This is a genomic window from Candidatus Kapaibacterium sp., assembly GCA_023957315.1.
Classification (GTDB): Bacteria; Bacteroidota; Ignavibacteria; order Kapaibacteriales; family UBA2268; genus PGYU01.
The window spans coordinates 73744-95490 of sequence record JAMLHE010000003.1 but is presented as its reverse complement, the minus strand read 5'-3'; the positions used below and the strand labels follow the sequence as shown (position 1 = coordinate 95490).

General features: G+C 36.9%; 24 protein-coding genes. 14 read left to right on the top strand and 10 right to left on the bottom strand.

The features are described from left to right. Positions 1-24: 24 nt before the first annotated feature. The 3 genes from M9949_03875 to bshA all read right to left on the bottom strand — a co-directional run bounded on the left by M9949_03875 (position 25) and on the right by bshA (position 3820). Positions 25-267, bottom strand: a complete 243-nt coding sequence (locus M9949_03875; protein MCO5250544.1) for an RNA-binding protein — start codon at positions 265-267, stop codon at positions 25-27. A 135-nt stretch (positions 268-402) separates the two neighbouring features. Further along, on the bottom strand, positions 403-2562 hold the full coding sequence (locus M9949_03870) for a S9 family peptidase (protein ID MCO5250543.1): 2160 nt from the start codon (positions 2560-2562) through the stop codon (positions 403-405). A 142-nt stretch (positions 2563-2704) separates the two neighbouring features. Then, positions 2705-3820 (bottom strand): N-acetyl-alpha-D-glucosaminyl L-malate synthase BshA, encoded by a 1116-nt coding sequence (gene bshA / locus M9949_03865; GenBank protein ID MCO5250542.1) that lies wholly within the window; start codon positions 3818-3820, stop codon positions 2705-2707. 28 nt (positions 3821-3848) lie between these two features. On the opposite strand from bshA, the gene M9949_03860 reads away from it, so the two are divergent. The 3 genes from M9949_03860 to M9949_03850 are packed head-to-tail and all read left to right on the top strand — an operon-like array spanning position 3849 to position 6239. Continuing rightward, positions 3849-4481 carry a YigZ family protein gene (locus M9949_03860; protein MCO5250541.1) on the top strand — a complete coding sequence of 211 codons (633 nt, stop codon included), beginning with the start codon at positions 3849-3851 and terminating at the stop codon, positions 4479-4481. Positions 4482-4484: 3 nt separating this feature from the next. Then, positions 4485-5357, top strand: coding sequence for a pantoate--beta-alanine ligase (panC, locus tag M9949_03855; GenBank protein ID MCO5250540.1), 873 nt, complete (start codon positions 4485-4487; stop codon positions 5355-5357). Between the two features lie 15 nt (positions 5358-5372). Further along, positions 5373-6239, top strand: coding sequence for a DMT family transporter (locus M9949_03850; protein ID MCO5250539.1), 867 nt, complete (start codon positions 5373-5375; stop codon positions 6237-6239). 2 nt (positions 6240-6241) lie between these two features. On the opposite strand, the gene M9949_03845 is transcribed toward M9949_03850, so the two are convergent. Next, a complete protein-coding gene (locus tag M9949_03845; GenBank protein MCO5250538.1) occupies positions 6242-6523 on the bottom strand; it encodes a polyhydroxyalkanoic acid system family protein in 282 nt (93 codons plus the stop codon). A gap of 88 nt (positions 6524-6611) precedes the next feature. Between M9949_03845 and M9949_03840 the strand changes: the two genes are divergently transcribed. The 10 genes from M9949_03840 to M9949_03795 are packed head-to-tail and all read left to right on the top strand — an operon-like array spanning position 6612 to position 15819. Further along, positions 6612-7049, top strand: a complete 438-nt coding sequence (locus M9949_03840; protein MCO5250537.1) for an FKBP-type peptidyl-prolyl cis-trans isomerase — start codon at positions 6612-6614, stop codon at positions 7047-7049. A gap of 7 nt (positions 7050-7056) precedes the next feature. Next, the gene (locus tag M9949_03835; protein MCO5250536.1) at positions 7057-8091 is read left to right on the top strand and encodes a bifunctional 3-deoxy-7-phosphoheptulonate synthase/chorismate mutase; all 1035 of its coding nucleotides are present in this window, start codon (positions 7057-7059) and stop codon (positions 8089-8091) included. A gap of 4 nt (positions 8092-8095) precedes the next feature. Next, positions 8096-9103, top strand: coding sequence for a 3-dehydroquinate synthase (aroB, locus tag M9949_03830; protein MCO5250535.1), 1008 nt, complete (start codon positions 8096-8098; stop codon positions 9101-9103). Then, positions 9069-9701, top strand: a complete 633-nt coding sequence (locus tag M9949_03825) for a type I 3-dehydroquinate dehydratase (protein MCO5250534.1) — start codon at positions 9069-9071, stop codon at positions 9699-9701. Before aroB ends, M9949_03825 begins: the two co-directional genes overlap by 35 nt. Next, positions 9698-10927 carry a hypothetical protein gene (locus tag M9949_03820; protein ID MCO5250533.1) on the top strand — a complete coding sequence of 410 codons (1230 nt, stop codon included), beginning with the start codon at positions 9698-9700 and terminating at the stop codon, positions 10925-10927. Before M9949_03825 ends, M9949_03820 begins: the two co-directional genes overlap by 4 nt. Continuing rightward, positions 10905-12149, top strand: coding sequence for a 3-phosphoshikimate 1-carboxyvinyltransferase (gene aroA, locus M9949_03815; GenBank protein ID MCO5250532.1), 1245 nt, complete (start codon positions 10905-10907; stop codon positions 12147-12149). The genes M9949_03820 and aroA overlap by 23 nt, the downstream gene beginning before the upstream one ends. After that, a complete protein-coding gene (locus M9949_03810; protein ID MCO5250531.1) occupies positions 12146-13123 on the top strand; it encodes a chorismate synthase in 978 nt (325 codons plus the stop codon). Before aroA ends, M9949_03810 begins: the two co-directional genes overlap by 4 nt. Positions 13124-13157: 34 nt before the next feature. Continuing rightward, positions 13158-13592 (top strand): hypothetical protein, encoded by a 435-nt coding sequence (locus M9949_03805; protein MCO5250530.1) that lies wholly within the window; start codon positions 13158-13160, stop codon positions 13590-13592. Then, positions 13537-14637 carry an ATP-binding protein gene (locus M9949_03800; GenBank protein MCO5250529.1) on the top strand — a complete coding sequence of 367 codons (1101 nt, stop codon included), beginning with the start codon at positions 13537-13539 and terminating at the stop codon, positions 14635-14637. The genes M9949_03805 and M9949_03800 overlap by 56 nt, the downstream gene beginning before the upstream one ends. A 30-nt stretch (positions 14638-14667) precedes the next feature. Then, on the top strand, positions 14668-15819 hold the full coding sequence (locus tag M9949_03795) for a hybrid sensor histidine kinase/response regulator (protein MCO5250528.1): 1152 nt from the start codon (positions 14668-14670) through the stop codon (positions 15817-15819). On the opposite strand, the gene M9949_03790 is transcribed toward M9949_03795, so the two are convergent. The 3 genes from M9949_03790 to M9949_03780 all read right to left on the bottom strand — a co-directional run bounded on the left by M9949_03790 (position 15816) and on the right by M9949_03780 (position 19191). Beyond that, complete coding sequence (locus M9949_03790; protein MCO5250527.1) at positions 15816-18188, bottom strand: DUF5686 and carboxypeptidase regulatory-like domain-containing protein; 2373 nt, start codon at positions 18186-18188, stop codon at positions 15816-15818. The genes M9949_03795 and M9949_03790 overlap by 4 nt on opposite strands. A 217-nt stretch (positions 18189-18405) precedes the next feature. Then, positions 18406-18822, bottom strand: a complete 417-nt coding sequence (locus M9949_03785; GenBank protein ID MCO5250526.1) for a T9SS type A sorting domain-containing protein — start codon at positions 18820-18822, stop codon at positions 18406-18408. Between the two features lie 24 nt (positions 18823-18846). Further along, the gene (locus tag M9949_03780; protein MCO5250525.1) at positions 18847-19191 is read right to left on the bottom strand and encodes a carboxymuconolactone decarboxylase family protein; all 345 of its coding nucleotides are present in this window, start codon (positions 19189-19191) and stop codon (positions 18847-18849) included. A gap of 184 nt (positions 19192-19375) precedes the next feature. On the opposite strand from M9949_03780, the gene M9949_03775 reads away from it, so the two are divergent. Further along, complete coding sequence (locus M9949_03775; protein ID MCO5250524.1) at positions 19376-19729, top strand: STAS domain-containing protein; 354 nt, start codon at positions 19376-19378, stop codon at positions 19727-19729. A 37-nt stretch (positions 19730-19766) separates the two neighbouring features. Here the strand turns inward: M9949_03775 and gpmA are convergent, their stop codons facing one another. Genes gpmA through M9949_03760 form a run of 3 tightly spaced genes read right to left on the bottom strand, consistent with a single transcriptional unit; the run spans position 19767 to position 21662 of the window. Further along, a complete protein-coding gene (gene gpmA / locus M9949_03770) occupies positions 19767-20513 on the bottom strand; it encodes a 2,3-diphosphoglycerate-dependent phosphoglycerate mutase (GenBank protein ID MCO5250523.1) in 747 nt (248 codons plus the stop codon). Further along, on the bottom strand, positions 20506-21282 hold the full coding sequence (locus M9949_03765) for a sugar phosphate nucleotidyltransferase (protein MCO5250522.1): 777 nt from the start codon (positions 21280-21282) through the stop codon (positions 20506-20508). Before M9949_03765 ends, gpmA begins: the two co-directional genes overlap by 8 nt. Next, positions 21279-21662, bottom strand: a complete 384-nt coding sequence (locus tag M9949_03760; protein MCO5250521.1) for an aspartate 1-decarboxylase — start codon at positions 21660-21662, stop codon at positions 21279-21281. The genes M9949_03765 and M9949_03760 overlap by 4 nt, the downstream gene beginning before the upstream one ends. Positions 21663-21747 lie beyond the last annotated feature (85 nt).

Genomic DNA, 21747 nt, shown 5'->3' with positions numbered 1-21747 from the left:
TCTTAGGATAAACGAAAGATTAGATTAATCTCTTTGTCTGGCTTCGTTAACTTTGATGTTTCTTCCATCAAATTCTTTGTCGTTTAATTGGTCAATAGCGGCTTGTCCACCATCATTGTCCATTTCGATAAAGCCGTAGCCTTTGCGTCTGCCGGTTTCACGGTCAGTTATAAGTTTGACTGATTGAACCTCTCCGTATTCTTCGAACAAACGTCTAAGAGACTCTTCACTAGTTCTGTAATTCAAATTACCAACATAAATATTCATAGAAAACCCTTTTGAAAAAAAAATAATACAAAAATAAAAACTTGAGTTTATACTCAAAAAAAATAAAAACAAAATGCTCTAAATGCAAATAGAAATCCTAAAAAGCTATTTAAGCATTACAAATATAATCAATTCTTAGTACAATAAAAAATAAAATTCAATTATTATGACATTTATTAGCATATTTATGCAAAACAATGCAAATATGTACTTGCTTTTACAATATTTATCTAAAAATGAGAATACTCTATCAGCCCAAATCAAGTATTCTTGTGGTTTCTGAATAAAATGCGATTCTTCGGGATATATCAATATTTCAGCAGGTATTCCCTGAGCTTTTGCAGCCGTAAAAGCTTCAAGACTTTGTGTGTAAGGCACTCTGAAATCTTTCATGCCAGTTGAAATCAATATTGGTGTGTCCCATTTGCTTACATAATTATGAGGTGAATTTTTGTCATAATTTGGCTTATGCTTGGGGTCCCAATACGGACCGCCATATTCCCAATTTGAAAAGAACAATTCTTCGGTCGAGCCATACATGCTTTCAAAGTTGAATACACCACAATGCGAGAGAAAGGCACTGAAACGTTTATTGTGGTGTGCTGCAAGCCAAAATGCTGCGTATCCACCGGCACTTGCTCCAATAGCAGCTCTACGGTCGTAATCAATGTATGGTTCAATTGATATATCATCGGTTGCTGCCAATAAGTCATTCATTGCCCATCCGCCCCAATCAAGGCTAATAGCATCATTCCATTCTTGTCCGAATCCCGGAACTCCGCGTCGGTTTGTTGCTAATACAACATAACCTTGCGATGCAAACATATACATATTCCATCGGTAATGGAAGTTCGGGCTCAACATGCTTTGTGGACCACCTTGGCAATAAGTTATCATTGGTTGTGGTTTGGTAGGGTCAAATTGTGGTGGATAAAGCACCCAACAATGGATTTTTTTGCCGTCAAATGAGGTTACCCATCTTTCTTCAACAGCAATTGGATTGATTTTTTCGTATAATTCGGCATTGAAATTTGTCAAAGTAGTGTATTGACCGCTTTGGATGTCTATCGAAACCAAATCTTTAGGCTTTGTAAATGTCTCTCTTGCGGTAATAATATTTTTCCCGTCAGGAGTGATTTGCAACCCACCTCCAAATTTTTCTTTATAGTTAGTAATACGAGTAATATTACCGTTTAAATCAGCATTGAAAATGTTATAACTACCTGAATCTGTTGCTACGAAATACAAAGATTTGCTATCATTTGCCCATATAAATTCACTTACCCATTGGTCGATATTGATGCTTATATCGGTTATTGTACCACTAACCAACTCGAATACAACCAAACGCGGCTTATCGGATTCAAAACCAGGTCTGACTTGTGAAGTATATGCAATGTAAGCTCCATCGGGTGAATATAAGGGCACCTTATCGTATCCCATGTTTTCTTTGCTGATATTGACTGTATTTCCGGTTTCAATATTTACAATATAAATATCTGAATTTGTACTCATGACGAAATTGTCAACTTTCATACAAGTATAGGCAATGTGTTTGCTGTCTTGTCCCCAGCAAATTTCTTCAGCACCACCGTATGGTTTTAGAGGTGTATTGTAAATTTCACCTTCCATCAAATCTTTAGGAGTGCCACCTTCTAAGTTTTGTACAAACAAGTGGCTCTTGTTTTCATCTGTCCATGTGTCCCAATGCCTGATTGGCAATTCATCATAAATTTTGACGTTGGCTTTGTCGTAATCAGGATACATTTCGTTAAGAGTTGGTTTGATTTGCACATCAGCAGTAAAATAAAGGTGTTTGCCGTCCGGCGACCAAGCTGCATTTGCTACGCCTTGTTCCATTGATGTGATTTTTTGGGGTGTTCCCTTTGGGAAATCCATTGCATAAAACTGTTGGCTACCTTCTGAGTTGGATATGAAACCTAATTTGGAACCGTCGGGAGAAAAGATTAAATTTGATTGAGAGAATAAATCCTCTGTTAATCTTATTGTTTCACTACCGTCAAGCTTCATTGCATAAAGGTCGCCATAGATTTTGTTATCGGCAATTGCAGGCATTGACAAGCGATACACAATCCATTGACCGTCGGGTGAGAGTTTGAATTCGCCTAATCTTTTGGTCGAAAATAAGTCTAAAGCAGACATGTTTCGAAACCCGAGATTGCTTTGATTTAATGATAAATCCATTGTCTTGACCTCAATTTTTTCTTGTTCTTTCGGCGAACAAGAAATTACTAAAAATGTTAGAGCAATTATTGATACTATGATTTTAAACATAAAAATTTTCCAAATAGTGTTAATTATAAACAACAAATTTAACAAAAATCTGATTGATGTCATAAATATTGCTTGCTAATTAACAATAAATTGATTCTGAGGTGCTTACTTTCCTTTGGCTGAAATTATAAATTAACTAGCTCTAAAGCAATTCTTCATATACTTTTTCATACTGGGGAATTATGATATTAGTATTGAATTTTTCGACAGAGTGACGCCTTGAATTTTCTGAGAAAAGTTCCCACTTTCTTTTATTGGTGAGTAATTCGATTACATATTTTGACATACGCTTTACATCTCCGAATTCTGCAACGTATCCCGTCTCGCCATGTGCAACAACTTCAGGAATTCCCCCGATATTTGAAGCAACAACCGGCACTCCGCAACTCATTGCTTCCAATGCTGCCAATCCGAAACTTTCAGATTGACTCGGCAACAAGAAAACATCAGCACAAGACAAAAGTTCAATCAAAGCGTGCTGCTTACCCAAAAACTTAACATGTTCGGCGATTCCAAGTTCTCTCGCCAATTTTTCAGCTTCGCCTCTTTCAGGACCATCGCCAACGAGAACTAATCTAGCAGGCATTTCTTTCAAGACTTCATTTAAAATCAACACCGTATCTTTTATTCGTTTTACCGGACGGAAATTGGAGATATGAATCAAAACTTTTTCACCCTTTGGGCAAATTGCAGGTTTAATTTCTGAACAATCTTTGCGTTTGTACAATTCCGGGTCGATGAAATTATGAATTACCGAAATATCTTTGTTGATTTTGAAATGCTGCAGAGTATTATTTTTGAGATAGTTGGAAACGGCTGTAATCCCGTCTGAATTGTCTAAAGAGTACTTTACCAAAGGATGAAAAGCAGGTTCGAGACCAACTAATGTTATATCAGTGCCGTGTAATGTGGTTAAAAGTTTTATTTTTGTATCTGAGAGAACTTGTTTTGAAAGTATTCCACTAATAGCGTGAGGAATTGCATAATGGGCATGGATAATATCCAATTTTTCAAATTTGACGACATCAATAATTTTGCTTGTCAGAGCAAGAGTATAGAGGTTGAACTCGAAAAGAGGGTAGTGCGATACGTCAACTTCGTGGTAGAAAATGTTTTCTCTGAATTTTTCCATACGCATCGGAGCTGCGTAACTAATGAAATGTATCTGATGTCCTCTTTCGGCAAGTTTTTGTCCAAGTTCCGTAGCTACAATTCCGCTTCCACCAAAAGTGGGATAACACACGATTCCAATTTTCATCAATTACTCCAATCACCATCATTATAAAATGAAAAAATATATAGACGATATTGATGTATATTATACTGTAAAGAGTGCGGTAAGAAATGCTATAAAAGTAAAATCGTCCGATTTTATCGCCTCAGTTATTCCGGTAAGTAATGTAGAACAAGCAAACAATGAGCTATCCAAAATCCGAAATGAATTTTACGATGCTTCGCATAATTGTTTTGCTTTTAAGATTGGAGCCAAAGGTGATTTGTACAGATACTCCGATGACGGAGAGCCCTCAGGCTCAGCAGGTAAACCGATTTATTTTGCAATCGGAAAATTCAATTATACGGACATTTTGGTTATTGTAACTCGCTTTTTCGGCGGTACCAAACTTGGAGTAGGTGGATTAGTCCGTGCTTATGGAGAAGCTGCGGAATCCGCTCTCGAACTTTGCTCAAAAGAAGCGGTTTATCTGACCGATACATTTGAAATATGCTGTGAATACACAGATGTATCCACGATTAAAAGATTGATTGCCGATTTGTCTATAGAATCAACCGAAACATACTCGGAAAATGTTATTTTTAAAGCTAAGATTTTTAAATCATCATCCGATACATTTATAGATTATATTTTTTCATCAACTAACGGCAGGATAACGCCTGTCAAACTCAACGAACAGGACTAAACAATGAAAATTATTACAACCGTTGCCGAAATGCAACAAATTTGCGATAAAATTAGGCTCGAAAAGAAAACAATCGGAGTAGTTCCCACAATGGGCTATCTTCACGAAGGGCATACTTCGCTTATAAAAATTGCCAAGAATAATGCTGATGTTGTTATCACAACTTTGTTTGTAAACCCAAAGCAGTTTGCTCCAAACGAAGATTTCGAAAAATATCCGCGTGATTTTGAGCGAGATAGCCATTTAGCCGAAAGCAACGGCACTGATTATATGTTCATTCCTGATGTGAGAGAGATTTACCCGATTGGCTATAACACAAAAGTTGAAGTAGATGGCGTGACCGATAAATTCGAGGGTGTTAGCCGCCCATCTCATTTTAGCGGAGTTGCCACTGTTGTAGCAAAGTTGTTCAATTGTACAAAACCGCATTTTGCAGTGTTTGGTCAGAAAGATTACCAACAATGTTTATTGATTAAGCGTATGACTGTAGATTTGAATTTTGATATAAAAATTATAATTGCCCCTACAATTAGAGAGCACGACGGATTAGCTATGAGTTCGAGAAATTCATATTTATCAGCCGAACATCGAGCCAAAGCGGGAATAATTTTCAAAGCAATCGAGGAAGCCAAAAGAGTGATTTCAATAGGGCAGACAGACCGCAAAATCATCAATTCGCATATGTTGAAAGTGTTGAAAGAAGTGACTGATATTAGGATTGATTATGTTGCATCCGCTCTTTCGGAAACTTTGGAAGAGCCGGAACACTTTTTTCCGGGCGATAAAATTGTACTGCTAATCGCATGTTATCTGGGCAAAACGAGACTTATTGACAATTCTGTTTGCGATATACCTTATTCGGGCAAATTTAACTAATAAAGCGAGAAAGCATTGACAAACAAGTCGCAATCAATTTTATTTGCATTTGCTGCTGTTGCTCTATGGTCAACAGTTGCAACTGCATTCAAGATTGCTTTGGAATATCAATCTCCGGATGATTTGCTCTTTTTGTCGGTATTTTTTTCAACCATTTTCTTTGGCATTTACGTTCTTTTTTCCAAAAAGACCAAATTCGAATTGCCCAAGCCCGTTGATTTAGCCAAATCGGCTTTAGCCGGACTAATTAACCCTTTTTTATACTATCTGGTGCTATTCATAGCATATGATTTGCTGCCGGCGCAACTTGCACAGCCGCTCAATTACAGTTGGGTGATTGTTATTTCGATATTGAGCATAGTTGTACTGAAACAAAAAATCAGAGCCGTAGAATTCTTATCTCTCGGCTTTGGATTGCTTGGCGTTGCAGTTATAGCCTCCGGCGGGAAGTTGATTTACGATACAAATTACAGCACCGTAGGAATATTTTTAGCTATTGGAAGTTCATTGCTTTGGGGCGTGTATTGGATTTTGAATCTAAAAGACAGTAGAGCAGTTGAAATCAAGCTCTTTTGGAGCTTTTTGTTTGGAACTATCTATATTTTCATATACAGAGGTTTTTCAATTCCAACTTTATCACCCGAAATTTTGCTGAGTTCCTGCTATGTCGGATTATTCGAAATGGGAGTCACATTCGTTTTGTGGATGAAAGCTTTACAACTATCGCAAAACAATGCACAAATAGGCATGATAGTCTATTTGTCGCCGTTTTTATCGCTTATCTTGATACACTTAGTGCTTGGCGAATCAATTCAAGCCACATCAATCTTTGGGCTGATTTTAATCATAGGCGGAGTTTTCCTCCGCCGTATTTTTAAATGATACTAAGATTTTAGTTGCTTAAATTCTTTATCAATGGCAGATTCCAAAGTTTTCTTTGCCATCGAGCCAAAGAGAGTGAGCTCTATCAAAATTTCAACTTCATTATCTCGCAAAATTATATGCCCGTCTCCGAGCTTAGAATTAATGTATAAAGTGTTCTCAGACCAAGTAACCTTCTCCAACAAAGGTTTTAGAGCAGGTTGTGGCAAAATTTTCGTGTCAATATAGTGCCTCATTTCCATTGCACTTGCAGTTGTCTGAAAAGTTTTATTAATAGTTGCCATATTTTTTTTTCCTAAATCATTAAATTGTGTATATTCGTTTTGTAATAAAGATTAAATTTGTATTTTTTTATTGTATGAGAAATAAATTATGAAAATTGCTCAAGAAGGTGACAGAATAGTTGTTCATTTGATAGGTATGTTCGATGACGGATTCATTTTTGACAACACAAGCAATTCATCTCCGTATGAATTTTTGTTAATAGACGAGGAGCTGCTTCCGGGTTTGAAAGAAAATATTATAGGTATGAGAATCGGCGAGAAAAGGAATTTTTCGATTGAACCCGAACAGGCTTATGGACTTCATAATCCTGATTTTATATTGCTTGTGGATAGGAAAGACCTTGTGTTCGACATTGAACCCGAGCCCGGAGACATAGTTGAACTGCAATTACCATCGGGCGAATTGATAACTGTCGAAGTAGTTCAGAACCAAGAAGATGGTGTGCTGATTGATGCCAATCATCCTTACGTCGGGAGGTCTTTGTCATTTGAAGTCGAACTTATTGATATCATAGAACACGATTAGATTAATTATGTTTAATAATATTGAAAAATTGAGGCAAGAAATTGATAACATTGACGACAAAATCGTTCAGTTGCTTATTAATAGGAAGGCTCATTCCGACGGCATCATCCAACAAAAAGTCAATGCTCAAATTCCGATTTATGATTCCGACAGAGAGCTGGACATATTGAATAGGCTCAAAACAAAATTTCATAAGCAAATTGACAGTTTTCAGATTGAGCACATCTTTGGCGACATTTTGTTCTATTCAAAAATTGACTATTTCAAGTTTTCAGGCTTGCAAAATCTAAGTCTTGAGAGAATTTTAGCGGAGACTCCCTTTATAATTGCCGGACCATGCACTGTAGAAAATCACGAACAAATGGATAGCGTTGCTCAAAAACTGAGTAATCTTGGAATAAGACTATTAAGAGGTGGTGCCTATAAGCCGCGTACATCGCCAATGTCATTTCAGGGGCTCGAAAACGAAGGAATTCGATTGCTTAAGGAAACGGCTCAAAAGTATGATATGTTTGTAGTCAGCGAATTCACTGATTCAGAGCAATTGGAAAAGCATTATGACGAAGTGGATATAATCCAAATCGGCAGTCGGAATATGACGTCATCGGGTTTTTTGAAACAAGTCGGACGTCGCACGTCAAAGGACAAAAAGCCTGTTATACTAAAGCGAGGTTTCGCTTCCACAATTAATGAATTTTTGCTTGCATCACAATACATCATAAATGAGGGCAATCCGAATGTTATGCTTTGTTTGCGAGGTATTCGTTCTTTTGAACAAATCGAATCAGAATTGCGTTATACTCCCGACTTAGCATCTATTGTCGAGTTGAAACGAAATTCGCCTTTGAAAGTTATTTTTGACCCGTCACATGCAACCGGAAAAGCAAGTTATGTTTATCCTGTTTCTAAAGCGGCTTTGGAGCTTGGTGCAGACGGACTTATGATTGAATGTCATGTTAATCCGGAGGAATCTGTGTCGGATTCGTCACAGACAATTTCTCCACAAGAATTGGAAAGGATTTTGAAACTAATAATTAGATGATTTCATGTTAATAATTGAACACGATGATGATTTCGAGTATCTCCGTCATATTGACGGCGATGTTTTTTTGATTGATGAAAATGCCTACAAACACTTCAAGTCGCATTTTGATTCATACAAAATTATCAAAATACCAAGCGGTGAAGAAAGTAAATCAATGAGCAACTTGGAACCAATCATCAAAAAATTGCTGAAATTCAATTTACGGCGTAATCAAATGATTGTGGGCGTCGGTGGCGGAGTGGTTACCGATATAGCTGCATTTTTGGCATCCGTTTATAAGCGTGGCACTAAGTTGGGACTTGTTCCTACAACTTTGTTGGCTCAAGTTGATGCTTCAATCGGAGGCAAATCGGGAGTGAATTTTCATAATTTAAAAAATCTTATCGGTACATTCAAAACGCCGGAATATATCTATGTTAACAGGTATTTTCTGAACACCCTGCCCCGCGAAGAATTAATCAATGGAATGGCTGAGGTTATCAAATACGGTTTGATATATGATGAGAAATTATTCAATTGGCTTATTGAAAATGATTTGAAATCCATCTTGAAAGATGAAACGCTATTTGAAAAAATCATTTCTCGTTCTGCAAATATCAAAAGTGAAATAGTTGCTCATGACCCATTTGACGTTGGCTTTAGAAAGATTTTGAATTTTGGGCATACTCTGGGTCACGCTATAGAATTGCTCTACAATATTTCGCACGGACAGGCTGTTAGCATTGGTATGAGCTTCGGGATGGAGTTTTCGCATCTCAAAGGGAATATATCAAACGACGAATTAATGGCATTTTACAAAATCGTGAATGCCTATAATATGCAGTATAAGTATGATTTTGCTGTTGATGAAGTGGCAAAAATCGTTAGCCAAGATAAAAAAGCATCATACGATAAGATTGAATTTATTTTGCTGAAAGCAATAGGCGAGCCGTATATTTTCAACACCGATATAATCGAATTTAAGAGTGTATGCCATGAAGTGCTTAAGCTATGGAAAGAACGACCTTGATTTGTTTTTGAAATTATTTGAGCGATTTCCGCTTGTCGAGCTCAGGCAGGACTTAGCTCAATTCAATTACGAACAACTGAATTCTCTACCAATCGAATACAGACGAAAACTTATTTTGACAGACAAAAGTGTTGATGAAACAAATTTGAAAAATTTTGTTAACAATGCAATTGCACTTAAAGTAATGGCTGTTGATTTAGATTTGGAGCTTATCAATCCGAAAACTATTGAATCTGTTTCAAAATTGAGAAGTAATGAAGTCCAATTGATTTTATCAAAGCACGATGTGGATTTGTCCCAAAAAGCTGAATTAGAGAATGTCTTCGGCATGTTTCAACAAGTTGATTGCGACTTCATCAAAATCGTGTATTCTGAGAGTGAGCGGAGGTACATCGTGGATTATATCTCAACTTTCAAGCTTTTTCATCGTAAATTGATTTCGTTTATAGCCGGAGATTCGATGAAATTTACACGAATGTTGTGCTTAGTACTTGGTTCGCCATTTACGTATGTAGCCCTTGATGAAACAGTAAAAACGGGTGCCGGGCAACTGACTATTGATGAATATGATACATTGTCGAAAGTAATGGGTTTATGATTAGAGCTGCAGTAATAGGCAATCCAATTTTGCACAGTTTAAGTCCTGTGCTGGCTCATCAACTTTTTCAAGTTTGCGAGTTGGATGGTCATTATTCGCGAATATGCGGTTCGGATTTTGATGATGTTATCAATCTTGTAAATTATCTGGAACTTGATTACATCAACATTACATCTCCATTCAAAAGCGAAGCAACAAAACTCGGTCATATAATGCAATCTACAGCATTTGAAACTAAATTGGTAAATACGATTTTGTTCAATTCATCTCAAGCAATCGCTCTGAATACCGATACATATGCAATTTCGACAATATTGAAGCAAATGCCTCAAACAAAATTCAAAAGAGCGCTCATAATTGGTGGTGGTGACACAGCATTAATCAGTTACCATGTCCTCAAAAATTTTGCTGAAGAAGTTTTCGGATTATCAATACGTGATTCTATTAACCAATATTATCAAGTATTTAAGTTTGATGAATTGATAAATTTAGATTGCCAATTTGATTTAATTATCAACACTCATCCCAAAAAAGCTTTCAACTATCCTGCTAACTTTTTTAAAGATTCGATTGTAATTGATGCCATATATCATAAACCTTGGTTGAATCAATTTCAAAGCAAACTTTATATAGACGGACTCGAATGGTTGAAGCAACAAGGCTTGAAATCATTTGAATATGCAATTGATATTGATATTCTCGATTTTGAATTCATTAATGAGTCTGCATTCAACGAAAAAAGCAATTTTTACCTAAGCGGGTTTATGAAATCCGGCAAGACTACAATTGGCAAAGAGTTGGCGATTCGACTTAACTATGATTTTATAGATTTGGACGAATACATTGAAAGGATTACGGGGATGAATATCTCCAATATTTTCAATTCCATTGGAGAGAGTGGATTCAGAGAAATCGAAAGTAAATCGCTCAAAGAAATTTCGTTGCGAGCTAAAACAATAATTTCACTTGGAGGTGGCACTGTACTTAATTCTGCGAATGTTGATATCATTAACTCAAACGGGTATAGTATTTGGATTTTCAATTACTTACGTGATATTTTGGAACGAACTGACAACATGGAACGACCACTCTTTACCGGGAACGTCGCAGAACTTTACGAAAGTAGGATTGATACTTATTTTGAGTCATCTGATATGATTATTCATAACAATCAGCTTGATGAAACATTAGATTTGCTCGAAAATGAAATTCGTAACACGCTCTAATATTCAAGGTATCTTAACTGCACCGCCTTCCAAGAGCCATTCACAAAGGCTTTTGCTAAATTCTATTTTAACAAGCTCGGAGATAATAATCAAAAATCTATCGGATTGTGAAGATTCAATACTGCTGATTTATGCTTTGAAACAATGGGGCAAGTCTCTTGAATTTGATAGTGAAAGTGCTATCTTAAGTGGAGAAATTAAACGAACCGACAGATTAATCCATCTTGGTGAATCAGGTTTTTGTGCAAGAGTTTTGCCATTAGTGGCGCTTTGCTTTGAAGGAAAGACTGTCTTCAGCGGGACAAAAAGTTTATTTCAAAGACCGCTTAGCGATTTGACTGCAATTGCAAATCAGCTGAATGCTTCGATTGAAATCGATTACCATAGTTGTAATATAACTTCTCACGGACAGGCAGTAGGTGCAGATATAAGCCTTGATGGAAGTGTAAGTTCGCAATATCTTAGCGGAATTTTGTACCTATTTTCAAAGCTGGAAATTTTCAAAACTATTAATGTTAAATCATTGAAAAGTAAAGGATATATAGATTATACCTTAGATACTTTACAATCCATGGATATTAGTTTTGCAAATGTTGATTATTCAAAATTCAAACTCTTGAATATCAGTCATAATCCAACCAATGAATTCATCGTTGAGGGAGATTGGAGTGCGGCTGCTTTTTTAATGGTCTTAGGAGCTATAACCGGTCGAATTGAAATTAAGGGATTGAACCATGATTCAGTCCAACCTGATAGAGCAATTTTAGATTTATTACAAAAGATTGGAGCAGAAATCTTCTTAACAAAGGATAGCATTGTTGTTGAAAAATCAGAACTTAAAGCATTCGATTATGATTCAACTCATACACCGGATTTGGTACCTGCATTGATTCCATTGGCAATGTCAATTTCGGGTAAATCAACTATAAAAGGCGTTGAACGTCTGAAATTCAAGGAAAGTGACAGGCTGGCAAATTTAGTCAATCAATTTAAGCACATGGGCTCTGAGATTGAAATTATTGATGGAGTTATTGAAATCAATGGTGGAAAAATAATCGGCGGAACTGCTCAAACTTTCAATGACCACAGATTGGTTATGTCTTTTGCTGTTGCAGGAGCGATATCTGAACGTGGAGTTACGATTGATGAAGAAGGCTGCGTCAGCAAATCTTATCCTGAATTTTGGAATGATATGAAGAAAATAAATTTGGACTCAAAATGAATACATTTGGCAGAATATTTAGAGTAAGCATTTTCGGCGAATCGCACGGACCTATTGTTGGAGTTTTGATTGACGGTTGTCCACCCGGAATAGCGCTGAATGTTGATGATTTCCATGCAGATTTGGACCGACGCAAACCCGGAATTACAGGCACAACTACTCGAATTGAGGATGATATTCCTAAATTGTTGTCAGGTGTTTATGAAGGCAAGACCACCGGGTCGCCATTAACGATAACATTTGAGAATAATCAGCAACGAAGCGGAGATTATGAAAAAAATCAATTCATTCCTCGCCCGGGACATTCAGATTATACTGCACATATCAAATTCAAAGGTTTCAATGATTTTCGAGGTGGTGGGCACTTTTCAGGGAGATTGACGGCACCCTTAGTAGCAGCAGGCGTTGTGGCTAAAAAGTTGATTGGCTCAATCAAAATCCAAGCTCAAATAATTGAAATTGGCGGTGAAAAAAATTATGATGAAGTGCTCAATAATGCTATTCAATCCGGTGATTCACTTGGTGGAATTGTCGAATGCGTTATTTCCGGCGTTCCGATTGGATTAGGCGAACCATTTTTCGATTCTGTTGAATCTGTCATTTCACATGCAGTATTTTCAATTCCTGCTATAAAAGCGATTGAATTCGGCAGAGGATTTGAATCTGCCAAAATTAGCGGTAGTGCTATGAATGACGAGATAATTGATTCTGATGGTAAGACATCCACTAATAATGCCGGAGGAGTGAATGGTGGCATCTCAAATGGCAACGATATAGTTTTTCGGATTGCAGTTAAACCGACTTCCTCAATATCGAAAACTCAAAATACGATTGATATCAGAACCGGAGAGCAAACTAAATTGAGCACACAAGGGCGTCATGATGCCTGTATAGCACTACGTGTACCGCCAGTTTTAGAAGCTGTTGCAGCTATATGTATTGCAGACATGGTGATGCTAAATAAATCTTATTGACTATATTTGTAAGATTATAAATATTAATGATTTAATGATTGGAAAATTGCTAAATATTGTCTTGGATTCAACAAGTCAAGGAATGATAGTGACTGATGAAGATTTTTCAGTCATTTATTGCAATACATCTGCATCACAAATCATTGATAATTCAGTGTATTCCAAAGATTTTATAAGAGAGTTGTTAAGTGATTCGTACAATGAATTGAAATCGGATAACAACCAGAGAGCTTTACAGATTTATTTGAATGATAAACAATCGATAGCTCGAACTATACAAGTGAAATCTAAGGATATATCCCAAAATGGCAGCAAATTCATTCTTTTTGAAATTTGTGACTTGAACGATTTAGATGACAACCAAAGCGATATTTCTCGGAGTGCTAAGATAGATTTTATTTCAAATATCAGCCATGAATTCCGAACTCCGCTTAATGCAATTTCAGGGTTATTCGGATATTCTGATTAACGAAATTGGTGATGAAAATCAAATTTCAAGATTGAATATAATCAAACAAAATAGTAATAATCTTCTTTCATTAATCAATGACTTACTGAGTTTATCTAAACTACAATCGGGATTAGTTGAAGTAGTTGTGGATGAAATTGATTTGAAACAAGTTTTTGATGAAATTTACGACATTTTCAGCTTTCAAATCAATATGAAGGGACTTGATTTTAATGTTAATTTCAATCAAGATGTCAATGTAAGATTGAGATTAGATGAAATTATGCTACGCCAAATCCTATTCAATCTGATTGGTAACGCCATCAAATTTACTCACGAAGGCTCAGTTACTGTAAAAGTTGAATTTCAGAATCTACGAAGTAACATATTAGACCTTGAGTTTCAAGTGATTGATACAGGAATGGGCATTTCCGATGAATATAAGGCTCATCTATACGATATATTTTCACAAGCAAACGAGCATAATAGCAAGAGTTTTGGAGGAGCAGGCTTGGGTTTGGCAATTGTCTCGCGATTAGTCAAAAAGCTTAATGGTGAATTGAAAATTGATTCAAAAGTTGGTGTCGGTTCAACATTTACCTTGAAACTTGTAGATATACCTTTCATCAAATTGAAGAAAGCTTCAGAGACAAAGTACGTACATAGTGAGGGATTTATCTTGAAAAACATCAAATCAATTCTTGTGGTGAATGACCAAAAATTAGATAGAGAAAAGCTCAAACAGATGTTCAGGTCGTATAATGCAAGCTATTATGAAGCTGATAAAGCTGAAAGTGCTATTGTATTAGCATCTGAAATCAAACCCGACTTAATTTTTATGAATCTGAGAATGTCAGGAATGAATGGGATTGAAGCTGCAAGGCACATCAAGCTTAACAAAAGCACACGCGATATTCCAATTATTGCCATAAGCAATGTTCATTCCGGTTTAAAAATTGACGAAGAAATGCATTTGTTTTATTCCACGATAAAAAAACCAATACAAAGCGATGAACTTAACTCAGTTTTGAGACGTATTGATAAAAATTTCAAAGAAATTCTATAAATATATTTTGTATAACAATGTTAGCATATAATGAATAATCCTAAAACTCCTTTTAATGAAACATTTATTCCGAAAGTAATTGTAATTGACGACAATGACCAAAACCTAGAAATTGCACGAACTTACTTAAATAGCTTAAAGTATAATGTTAGCATAGCAAGCTCGGGGAGAAAGGCACTTTCGATGATTGAAGCGGATAAGCCCGACCTCATAATCTTAGACATTATGATGCCTGTTATGGACGGTTTTGAATTTTGTTCTATCGTTAAATCCAAGAAATCTACTAAGGACATACCGATTATTTTTCTGACAGCACTGTCGGAAACGCGAGATATTGTGAAAGCGTTCAATTACGGCGCTGTTGATTATATCACCAAACCTTTTACCAGAGAGGAATTCATTTTACGAGTCAAAAACCATATCAATATTATAAACCAAACTCGAATCATTAAAGAACAAAATCAAAAACTAAATTTTTTAAATCAAGAGAAAGACGGTCTTTTGCAAATCACGGTTCATGATTTGAAAAATCCATTGCAAACAGTTTTGGGATATTCGGATTTGATTATCCGCAGACTTACAAAAAGCGACGAGCACGACCTAATGAAATTCGTCAATCCATTGCGCCAATCAACGTTGCAAGCGATAAATATAATACAGGACCTGCTTGAAGTTAATCGCTTAGAAGAAGGGAATTTCATCCTCGATATGGCAAAGATTGATTTTAGAGATGTGCTGATGAGAGCTGTTGACTCATTCACTCATAAAGCCTCAGACAAACAGATTTCGATAATTTACAACGAGACCGACGAAGATTGTTTCGTAGAAGCAGATGGGGTCAAACTTGAAAGAGTTTTTGATAATTTGATTTCGAATGCTTTGAAATTTTCTCCACCCAATACGAAAATTACTAAATTGCAAAATTGTTCAATCTGGAAGTCCATCGTTATCGCTACGGAAATTATAGACCAGGGACCAGGTTTTAAAGAGGAAGACATTCCGATGATGTTCAAAAAATTTGCTAAATTATCAGCTAAACCAACAGGCGACGAAAGCACGACCGGGTTGGGTTTGTCCATCGTGAAGAAACTAACTGAAGCAATGGGTGGAAGTATTTCATTCGAAACGGTTCAAAATAAAGGTACGAAATTCACAGTAAATTTTGAATTGATAAAAGCTTAAAATGATGCATTTGTGAATGTTAGAATGAATTGTGGTTTGCTTCTTTGCGAAAGTCTCGCTGTTAAGTCAATTCGGAAAAAAATCAAGATTTTGTTTAATCCGATTCCTGTTTCGTAGTAATATTTGTCTGAAGTTGATGCTGTGGTAGGCGGTATAAAGGAACTCACGCTGTCAGAAGCAAAAATCGCATCTTTGCCAAAATCCGTAAATGCTAATCGCCCAAAGGCAATGAATTCAATCCCAAATGCTGCCACACTTGGAATCCTCAAAATACCGGGTATTAGTTCTCCGAAATTATGTTCAAAGGACGCAATGAAAAATTCTGAACCATAAAATTCTTTCACATTCATAGCACGGAGAGATATTGCACTTGCTATTCCGGAGGTAGATGATTCGAGACTGAAGAACTTTTGTGGAGGCACTTTGCCAATCGAATATCCACCAATAATTCTGAAATCAGCGAGCCACGACGGCATTGTTTGGAATCGGACAAAAAAAGCGCCGTGAAATCTCGTGAAATCAAAATCGCTTCCGATTGCTTTATTTGAAATTTCAGCTGCTAATTGGAAACCACTTTCGGAAAATCTCCTCCGAGAATGATAATCCCAATTCATTTCCATTCCGATTGAATTCATATTTCCTTCGATTATCCTTGGGTTGTCCCTGCTGACACCTTTACCGAAAATTGAAAAAGTGCTGTTGATATCGGCATTCATTTGTTTATCCGATTTGAAATACAATTTGATTCTTTTGGGGCGGAAAAAATTGTCACGCCGCAAGAAAACCAATTGACCAATTCCGGCTTCAACGCCGAATTCAAAACCTTGGGAGTAATAGTAATCACCATAATCTCTTCCGCTGAATAATGTTACCAAACTCATTGTAGGCTTTCGTAATTGCGACAGTTCATCAGACCTGTTCAAGCTTTTATGCACTAATGAATAAACCGAAAATTGCTCTAATTCATCAAAATAATATTGTAACTGAGACTGCCCGTAGAGTTCATCATCGGCGAATCCATATCCAACCTTATTTTGCATTACAAGTCTGTCTGTAAGCGGTGTTCGAAGTCCCATACCGAGATATAATCCTTGTACTCGATTATAAGAGATTACATCCTCAAATCCGGTGAATGGTTTGCGGTCTAATCTCGAAATCGTCCGAGCCACAACTCCGAAATATTCATTGAAAAGATTTTGTCTCAAAGCCGAGTCCGGATTTTCCATGTTCAATCTTATGGATTCATACGCTTGAATTTCCTTTGGGGATAAAAGCCCGAAATCATTTTGTTTCCAATATATTGAATCAAATTCAGATGCTGTAGCCGCTGCTTCGACTCTCCGACGGTTAAAGTATGAATTGGGAATTGGCTGATTAATCTCGTAATCATAGGCTCGAGTTGTAATTCTGATGTCTAATCGGGGCGTCATGAGCCACAGAATATTGGCTTCAGCAGAACCGAAAATGTCCAATTCTTTTGGCATGACAAAACTTGAATCAATTAAAGTAAATGTTTGCTTGAATCGCAAAATTGCCGAAAAAGGCAACTGAACGGCTTGAGTAGGGGATAACTCTACATATTTCGGAATCAGATTCAAAGTATCAATCAACAAAATCCCTGTGAACATTTTTCTCGTCTTGCTATCGGGATAGGCGAGTATCCTCGCTATCATTCGATTATCAGGGTCAAAGTACTTTTCATCAAGAATAAATTCGTAAAATTCATGTGCATCGGGATAAAATGGTGTCGCAATTTTTTCGCCGAGTATAGTTACAAAATCTTCGTATGAATTGGTGTTTGTGCCGAAAGTGACAAAATTTGAACTTGCGGGTATATTTTGGCTTTGCCGTCTTTGGATAATTTCATTATAATAGCTGTCCGGCGCTCTGAAGTAGCCTTTTGAATATGATTCGAATATGGATACTATTGTGGTATCGGTTCTATCCTCGCTTCTGCCGGCTGTTGACGAATCAGTTGCCGCAGAAAACTTCGTATAAAGCATATAAGTATAAGTTTGGAGCGAATCTTTGAAGCTTTGTTTCCGTTCATTTACCTTCCTCATTATTCTTTCGCCCGGGTCTTCGGCTATTACCACGACAGCTTCAGTCATGGACGAACTGCTCTTGAGAAAGATTTCGTTTGTATATGAATCTTTTGTTAAATCAATATCCATGATAAATTTCTCTCTGCCGACCATGGAAAACATAAGCGTGTGTTTGCCGGGCATCAATCTCAGATTAAACGAGCCGTCGCTTTTGGTAAATGTGCCAACGTGCAAAGCCGCAACCCGAACAGTCACGCTCTGCAAGGCTTTACCTTCTTCGCGGTCATATACATAGCCCGAAAACACAAAAGTTGTATCTTTCATAAAAAGATTTTCTTTTGCATTGCTTTCCGTCGTACTAAACAATATCAAAAGCAAGAATATTAACATTGAATGCTTCAGTTTAAATTTTCGTTTCGTTGTATTTTTGAATATAATTACTCAGGATTTCAAATAATCCAATCATAATATAAACGGAATCATTGATAGGTATAGTGTATCGTGATTTTTAGGCGTTGGAAAGGGAATTCTAAGGGTAGAATTATTCGAACTTGACAAGTTTTAGTTGGATTGTCTCATTTTCCGAAAAAATTCTCAAAAAATAAATTCCGCGTGGGGCTTTGGTGAATCTTTCATCTCTCACTTCAATTGATTCACTATTGATAACTTCAAATTTGACATCTTCAATCACGATTTGTCCGAGTAAATCCGTAATCGAAATGCTTCCTGCAACGAACTCTGTGGATTTTGATGTTATGATGAATGCTCCACCGGTGGGGTTGGGGTGCAATAATACCGTGGGATTTACGGGATTATACCTTTCGCTTACATTAGTTCCTGAATCCGCTTTGTTCCATGCTGGACGCTCAAATCCCTGTATTTTGCAATTATCCGATTCCTCAGCGAAGCAATTCGCAAAGGTGAAAATAAAGGCTATAATATATATTAAACTTTTCATGATTGTTTGATAATTTCGATATACTTAACCACGACTTAATCGCTCTTCCATTGCTTCTACGGCAAATCGCAAGTGGGGAATTACAATCGAGCCACCAATTACGAGTGAAATATTCATTGTCTCATTCAGTTCTTCGCGAGTAGCACCAAATTCGATAGCTTTGTCAATGTGATAAAGTACGCAATCATTACATCGCAAGACTAATGAACAAGCCAATCCCATCAATTCCTTAGATTTCGATGAGAGTGCACCTTCCGAATAAGCGGTGGTATCAAGGTTGTAAAATCGCTTATAGGGTAAAAAGTCCTGCGAATTGACTAACTCATTTCCGCGAGTTCGTCTATTTTGGAAGTCTTCAAATAAACTCATCTTTACTTTTGCTCTGCATAAATTTGTTCATAAATTTTGTTTTATCACCAATTTCAAATTAAGTTAAAATAAATTGAATTCAAACACATTATTTAAACTAACAGCTGTAAAAGTTTGAAATTTCAATTTTCAAATTACAAATTTTTTTGCTACTTTGCATTGTAATATAAATTGGAGAATACAAATGTTCGTAAAAAATTCAAGCCAAAACGGTTATCTTGTACTGTTGATAGCCGAACAGAAGCTAACAGTAAACATTTCTAACGAATTTAGAGAAGGGTTGATTCAATTAATCAATGAAGGTCATTACAAAATTGTACTTGATTTGTCAAAGGTTACTTTCATGGATAGTTCGGCTTTAGGCTCGGTGATCGCGGGGTATAATCATTTGCTGGAAGTATCTAAAAAAATGAACGAAGAAGCATCATTTCGCATTTGCTGTTTGACACAAAATGTTCAATCTTTGTTTAATTTGCTCAGAATTACTGACATCATTGGAGTTTACGATAACGTAGAAGATGCAACAACAAAAATCTAACCCGTCCAAATTACTCGAATCTGAACGGGATTATTGATTATTTTGCTTTGCCTTGGTTAGCTACGCTTTCCATAGCTTTTTTGAGGGTTTCTTCATCTGCGAGAAACTCTCTTTTTATTGGTTGCAAGTTTTCGTCCAAATCATATACAAGCGGTATCCCGGTTGGGACATTAAATTTCAAAATTTCGTCATCGGGCATTTTATCCAACATTTTTACCATTGCTCTTAAAGAATTTCCATGAGCAGCGATGATTAAGCGTTTACCGGACTTGATTTCCGGAACTAATATATCATTCCAAAGTGGCAACACGCGTTCGACTGTGTCTTTGAGGCATTCACCTTTTGGGAGCAGATTTTGCGGAACATTAGCATAGCGGCGGTCGTGACCCGGATAATACTCGTGACTTTCGTCGAGTGCAGGCGGAGGAGTATCATAGCTGCGACGCCATATCAAAACTTGCTCTTCACCATATTGTTTTGCCATATCGGATTTGTTCAATCCTTGCAAAGCGCCGTAATGACGTTCGTTCAATCTCCAATCCCTGATTACCGGAAGCCACAGCAAATCCATCTCGTCCAAAATTGTCCAAAGTGTGCGGACAGCTCTTTTGAGTACCGATGTGTAAGCCACATCGAATGTTAATCCAGATTCTTTCAGCATATGGGCTGCAGTGAGGGCTTCTGTCCGACCTTTTTCGGTCAAATCCACATCAACCCAACCGGTAAATCTGTTTTCCTGATTCCAGGTGCTTTCGCCGTGTCGTACTAATACTAACTTATACATTGTCGTTTTCCATTGTTTGTTTTAAATGTTGTAAAATTTGTTCGGCGCGAAGCAAATCTTCCAAAGTATTGATACCTTGCAATTCTGCAAAATCCGAACAATTTATTGCATGAACCGATTCGCCCTCATCTCGCAAAATTTGGATGATATCGGTCAAATAATATTCATTTTGGGCATTTTTGTTGCCAATTTTTTGGAGCGCGTCGAATAGCAATTTGCTGTCCACGAGGAAGATTCCGCTATTTATCTCTTTAACGAGTTTTTGCTCAGTGTCGGCGTCTTTTTCTTCGACGATTTTGATAAAACTATCTGCCGAATCTCTTATTATGCGTCCATATCCTGTCGGATTTGGGGCATCTGTAGAAAGAACCGAAACTCTTGAAGCGGCTTCAGTGTGCAGATTAATAAATTTCCGAATCGTAGAAGTACGCATCATAGGTACATCTCCGGCAAGAATAAGCACATCGCCGTTGAAATCGACAAGATTGTCATATGCTGACATTACTGCGTGACCTGTGCCGAGTTGCTCTTTTTGTTCGGCAAATTCAATATTCGGGAAGTTTAAATTTTTGATGTGTTCGATGACTTGGTCTTTTTGGAAACCAACCACAATCACAGATTTTTCGGGATTGAGGTCTTGGATTAACTCAAGCACATAATCAATCAATGCTTTGTTTTGTAGTTTGGTCAGAACTTTGGGTAATTCGGGATTGAGCATACGCTTGCCCTTACCTGCAGCAAGCACAATGGTAGATAGATTCCTTGTCATTCGCCTAATTCGTTTGTGATTAAATGCGAAATTTGCTTGATGTGGTTTTCTCTGTCTAACAATACCACAAGTGGCTTATAGTTTTCGATTTCTTCGGCATTCAACTGGCAGTAGCTCATGACGATAATCAAATCACCGACAGATACTAAGCGGGCTGCTGCACCATTGACACACATTACACCCGTGCCGCGTTTGCCCGGAATCACGTAAGTTTCGAATCTTTCGCCATTATTTATATCAACCACCGCAACCTTCTCGTAAGGGCGGATGTCGGCTGTTTCCATCAATTCAATATCAATTGTCAAACTACCTTCGTAATATAATTCCGCTTGGGTTATAGTAGCTTGGTGAATCTTCGATTTTAAAAAATTTCTTAACAATTCAATACCTTTTTTAATTTGTTATGGTACGAGAAACAAAAGTAACTCTATTTTGCATCTTGAGCAAAAGTTAATATAAAGACGT

Coding starts and splice junctions, on each gene's coding strand:
- M9949_03875 (MCO5250544.1), bottom strand. CDS start 267: ATGAATATTTATGTTGGTAATTTGAATTACAGAACTAGTGAAGAGTCT.
- M9949_03870 (MCO5250543.1), bottom strand. CDS start 2,562: ATGTTTAAAATCATAGTATCAATAATTGCTCTAACATTTTTAGTAATT.
- bshA (MCO5250542.1), bottom strand. CDS start 3,820: ATGAAAATTGGAATCGTGTGTTATCCCACTTTTGGTGGAAGCGGAATT.
- M9949_03860 (MCO5250541.1), top strand. CDS start 3,849: ATGAAAAAATATATAGACGATATTGATGTATATTATACTGTAAAGAGT.
- panC (MCO5250540.1), top strand. CDS start 4,485: ATGAAAATTATTACAACCGTTGCCGAAATGCAACAAATTTGCGATAAA.
- M9949_03845 (MCO5250538.1), bottom strand. CDS start 6,523: ATGGCAACTATTAATAAAACTTTTCAGACAACTGCAAGTGCAATGGAA.
- M9949_03840 (MCO5250537.1), top strand. CDS start 6,612: ATGAAAATTGCTCAAGAAGGTGACAGAATAGTTGTTCATTTGATAGGT.
- M9949_03835 (MCO5250536.1), top strand. CDS start 7,057: ATGTTTAATAATATTGAAAAATTGAGGCAAGAAATTGATAACATTGAC.
- aroB (MCO5250535.1), top strand. CDS start 8,096: ATGTTAATAATTGAACACGATGATGATTTCGAGTATCTCCGTCATATT.
- M9949_03825 (MCO5250534.1), top strand. CDS start 9,069: ATGAAGTGCTTAAGCTATGGAAAGAACGACCTTGATTTGTTTTTGAAA.
- M9949_03820 (MCO5250533.1), top strand. CDS start 9,698: ATGATTAGAGCTGCAGTAATAGGCAATCCAATTTTGCACAGTTTAAGT.
- aroA (MCO5250532.1), top strand. CDS start 10,905: ATGAAATTCGTAACACGCTCTAATATTCAAGGTATCTTAACTGCACCG.
- M9949_03810 (MCO5250531.1), top strand. CDS start 12,146: ATGAATACATTTGGCAGAATATTTAGAGTAAGCATTTTCGGCGAATCG.
- M9949_03805 (MCO5250530.1), top strand. CDS start 13,158: ATGATTGGAAAATTGCTAAATATTGTCTTGGATTCAACAAGTCAAGGA.
- M9949_03800 (MCO5250529.1), top strand. CDS start 13,537: ATGAATTCCGAACTCCGCTTAATGCAATTTCAGGGTTATTCGGATATT.
- M9949_03795 (MCO5250528.1), top strand. CDS start 14,668: ATGAATAATCCTAAAACTCCTTTTAATGAAACATTTATTCCGAAAGTA.
- M9949_03790 (MCO5250527.1), bottom strand. CDS start 18,188: ATGAAAGATACAACTTTTGTGTTTTCGGGCTATGTATATGACCGCGAA.
- M9949_03785 (MCO5250526.1), bottom strand. CDS start 18,822: ATGAAAAGTTTAATATATATTATAGCCTTTATTTTCACCTTTGCGAAT.
- M9949_03780 (MCO5250525.1), bottom strand. CDS start 19,191: ATGAGTTTATTTGAAGACTTCCAAAATAGACGAACTCGCGGAAATGAG.
- M9949_03775 (MCO5250524.1), top strand. CDS start 19,376: ATGTTCGTAAAAAATTCAAGCCAAAACGGTTATCTTGTACTGTTGATA.
- gpmA (MCO5250523.1), bottom strand. CDS start 20,513: ATGTATAAGTTAGTATTAGTACGACACGGCGAAAGCACCTGGAATCAG.
- M9949_03765 (MCO5250522.1), bottom strand. CDS start 21,282: ATGACAAGGAATCTATCTACCATTGTGCTTGCTGCAGGTAAGGGCAAG.